Origin of the sequence: Spirillospora sp. NPDC047279, from assembly GCF_040643285.1 — a bacterium.
Classification (GTDB): Bacteria; Actinomycetota; Actinomycetes; order Streptosporangiales; family Streptosporangiaceae; genus Spirillospora.
On record NZ_JBEYUA010000049.1, the window covers coordinates 1 to 1426 of the forward strand.

Annotated in this window: 1 protein-coding gene; it reads left to right on the forward strand. The window is 67.0% G+C overall.

The features are described from left to right. The first annotated feature begins 171 nt into the window (after positions 1-171). On the forward strand, positions 172-1386 hold the full coding sequence (locus tag ABZ810_RS47600; RefSeq protein ID WP_358415469.1) for an IS256 family transposase: 1215 nt from the start codon (positions 172-174) through the stop codon (positions 1384-1386). Positions 1387-1426 lie beyond the last annotated feature (40 nt).

A 1426-nucleotide genomic window follows, 5' to 3' on the forward strand; every position in this document is an offset into this window, starting at 1 on the left:
GGGTCTATACGATCAACGGTGTAACTCCGGAGACGCGAGGGACTGATGTTCCTCCGGAAGGAGACACCCCCGATGGACGAGACGACGACCGACACGGCTGCCCCTGCGGTCGAGCTGGAGTCGGTGCCGGAGGTGGCCGAGACCGGCGAGGTCAGCGCGCTGGATGTGCAGATGCTGCGGCGGCTGGCCGACCAGGCCCGCGGCCAGGGCCTGGAGCTGACCGGTGAGGGTGGGCTGCTGCAGCAGCTGACCCGAGTGTTCCTGGAGTCGGCGCTGGAGGGTGAGATGGACGCCCACCTGGGCTATGCCCGCCACGACGCGGCCGGTGACAACTCGGGCAACTCCCGCAACGGTCGGCGGGCCAAGACGGTGGTTACCGAGGTCGGGCCGGTGGAGATCGCGGTGCCGCGGGACCGGGACGCCTCGTTCGAGCCGCAGATGGTGCGCAAGCGGCAGCGCCGCCTGACGGGCGTGGATGAGATGGTGCTGTCGCTGAGCGCCAAGGGCCTCACTCACGGTGAGATCAGTGCGCACCTGGCCGAGGTGTATGGCGCGAACGTGTCCAAGACGACCATCACCGCCATCACCGACCGGGTGATGGACGGCATGACCGAGTGGCAGAACCGTCCGCTGGACGTCGTTTACCCGGTGATCTTCATTGATGCGATCAACGTGAAGATCCGTGACGGGCAGGTCGCCAACCGGCCCATCTACGTCGCGCTGGCCGTCACCGTCGAGGGCAAGCGCGACATCCTCGGGCTGTGGGCCGGCGACGGCGGCGAGGGCGCCAAGTACTGGCTGCAGGTCCTCACCGAGATCCGCAATCGGGGTGTCGAGGACGTGTGCATGGTCGTCTGCGACGGGCTCAAGGGCCTGCCCGAAGCGATCGAGACCCTCTGGCCGCAGGCGCTCACCCAGACGTGCATCATCCACCTGCTGCGCAACACCTTCAAATACGCCGCCCGTCAGCACTGGGACGCCGTCGCCAAGGCGCTCAAGCCGGTCTACACCGCGCCCACCGCCGAGGCCGCCGAGGACCGGTTCCTGGAGTTCGCCGAGACCTGGGGCGAACGCTATCCGGCGATCGTGCGGTTGTGGGAGAACAGCTGGGCCGAGTTCGTTCCGTTCCTGCAGTTCGACGCCGAGATCAGACGCGTCGTGTGCTCCACCAACGCGATCGAGTCGGTCAATGCCCGCATCCGCAAGGCCGTCCGTGCCCGCGGTCACTTCCCCAACGAGCAGGCCGCCCTCAAGTGCATCTACCTGGCGGTGATGAGCCTGGACCCCACCGGCAAGGGCCAGAAACGCTGGATCAGCCGGTGGAAGCCCGCTCTGAACGCCTTCGAGATCGCCTTCGAAGGCCGCCTGGCCGCCGCACGCAAGTAGAACCATCAAGATCGAGTTACACCGTTATCTTGACGGACCC

Bases quoted from the DNA above. Each gene is read 5' to 3' on its own strand.
- ABZ810_RS47600 (WP_358415469.1), top strand. From the start codon at position 172: ATGCTGCGGCGGCTGGCCGACCAGGCCCGCGGCCAGGGCCTGGAGCTG.